Origin of the sequence: Humidesulfovibrio sp. (assembly GCF_035560995.1) — a bacterium.
In the GTDB taxonomy this organism is placed as follows: Bacteria; Desulfobacterota; Desulfovibrionia; order Desulfovibrionales; family Desulfovibrionaceae; genus Humidesulfovibrio.
In genome coordinates this window covers 1-2330 of sequence record NZ_DATMYK010000094.1, presented here as the reverse complement: position 1 = coordinate 2330, position 2330 = coordinate 1, and the positions used below count along the sequence as shown (strand labels likewise).

Annotated in this window: 2 protein-coding genes; both read left to right on the top strand. The window is 70.1% G+C overall.

Annotation, left to right across the window (positions count from 1 at the left end; genetic code table 11):
• Positions 1–821: sensor histidine kinase (locus tag VN419_RS03530; RefSeq protein WP_325644502.1), on the top strand; the 821-nt coding region annotated here is incomplete at its 5' end.
• Between the two features lie 86 nt (positions 822–907).
• Positions 908–2330 (top strand): cation-efflux pump (locus VN419_RS03525; RefSeq protein WP_325644499.1); only part of this gene is annotated, 1423 nt, incomplete at its 3' end.

Here is a 2330-nt window from a genome sequence, read left to right as displayed (position 1 = left end):
ATCCGGGCAACCCCTATCTGGTGCGCATGGGCATAGAAGGCTATCTGGGCGTGCCCATGCTCGACGCCGAGGGCCGAATGATCGGGCACCTGGGCATCATGAGCGACCGCCCCCTGCGGGACGACCCCACCCTCGTCTCCTCCCTGCGGCTGTTCGCCCAGCGCGCCGCGGCCGAGCTGCTGCGCCTGCGCGCGGAGCGCGACATGCTGGCCTCCCTGCGGGAAAAGGAAGTGCTGCTGAAGGAAATCCACCACAGGGTGAAGAACAACATGCAGATCGTCTCCAGCCTCTTGAGCCTCCAGGCCCGCGAGGTGGAGGACCAGGCCATGCTGGACCTGCTGGCCGAAAGCCGCACGCGCATCCTTTCCATGGCCCTGGTGCACGAGGACCTGTACCAGAGCGGCAACCTGGCCCAGGTGGACTTCCGCCACTATCTGGAGCGCCTGGCCGAGCGCACCCGCTCGGGCATCGCCGGGGCCTCGCGCGTGGCCTTCGAGCTCACCCTGGACGAGCTGTCGCTTCCGGTGGACCAGGCCATTCCCCTGGGGCTTTTGTGCAACGAACTGTTCACCAACACCCTGAAGCACGCCTTCCCCCCCGGCGGCGAGGGTCTGGTGCGGGTGGACCTGCGCCGCGAGGACGGCGGCGCCGTCATCACCGTGCGCGACAACGGCCGGGGCCTGCCGCCGGGCTATGTGCCCGGCGAGGGAAACACCCTGGGCATGCAACTGGTGTGGTCGCTGGCCGAGCAGCTGCACGGCCAGGCCGAGGCCATGAACGATGGCGGCGCGGTATTCGTGGTGCGCCTGCCCGTGGCCTAGCCCGGCGCGCATCCGTCATGCGGAGGACCCGGCTCACGTTGACTGGCCGCGTTGACTGCCGCGCCACCCCTGCGTAGGATTCCGCCATGCACGACACCATCGCCACCCCGGACGCCCAGGCCCAGCACGAAAAGCGCACCGCGGCCCTGTCCTCGGTGCTGGCGGCCCTCGCCCTCACGGCCATGAAGCTCGTGGTGGGCGTGTCCTCCGGCAGCCTGGGCATTTTGTCCGAGGCCGCGCACAGCGCCCTGGACCTGGTGGCGGCGGGCGTCACCTACTTCGCCGTGCGCCTTTCGGCCCAGCCGCCGGACCGCAAACATCCCTTCGGCCACGGCAAGGTGGAAAACCTCTCCGCCCTGGCGGAAACCCTGCTCCTGCTCGGCACCTGCGTGTGGATCGTGTTCGAGGCCGTGGACCGGCTGCTGCACCCCAAGCCCGTGGAGGCCACCCTCTGGGCCGTGGGCGTCATGCTTGTGTCCATCGCCGTGGATTTCACCCGCTCGCGCATGCTCATGGCCGCCGCGAAAAAGCACAACAGCCAGGCCCTGGAGGCCGACGCCCTGCACTTCTCCACGGACATCTGGTCGTCGCTGGTGGTGGTGGCGGGCCTTGGGGCACTGGCCCTGGCCGAACGCCTCGACCCGGCCTCGCCCATCACCCCCTGGCTGCACCGGGCGGATTCCCTGGCCGCGCTCTGCGTCAGCGGCATCGTGCTCTGGGTGTCCTACCGCCTGGGCAAGCAGGCCATAGACGTGCTGCTGGATTCCGGCGTGCAGGAGGTGCACGACGGCATAGAGAAGGCCGTGGCCACCCTGCCCGGCGTGCTGGCCGTGCGCCGCGTGCGCGTGCGCCAAAGCGGCCCGGCGAATTTTGTAGACATGCTTCTGGGCGTGCGTTCGGGCCTGGGCCTGGAGGAAGCCCACGAGGTGGTGCGCCAGGCCAGGGCCGCGGTGCAGGCCGTGCTGCCCGGCGCCGACGTGCTGACCGAGCTGCGCCCTCAGGAGGACGGCCCGGCGGGCTTTCTGGACCGCGCCCGCGAGCTGGCCGAGTCCTTTGACGTGGGCGTGCACGACATCGACCTGCGCAAGCTGGACGGCACCCTGCACCTGAACCTGCACGCCGAGGTGCCCGAGAATCTCTCCCTGGCCGAGGCCCACCGGCGCATCAGCGCCATGGAGGCCGCCCTGACGCGTGAGCTTGGCCCGGCCTGCCGTGTGGTCACGCACATCGAGCCCTTTGGCGCGCACCCGGAACCGGCCGAGGACGATCCCGAAAGCGCGGACACCCTGCGCCAGGCCATTGAGGACGTGGTTGGGGAAGTGCCCGGCGTGTGCGACATGCACAAGCTGACCCTGCTGCGCTCCGGCGCGCGGCTGTCCGCCTCGTTCCACTGCCGCATGCACCCGGAAACGCCCATCACCCTGGCCCACGAGCGCACGAACACCCTGGAGGCCGCCCTGCGCACCCGCCTGCCCCAGCTGGTGCGCGTCACCATCCACGTGGAGCCGG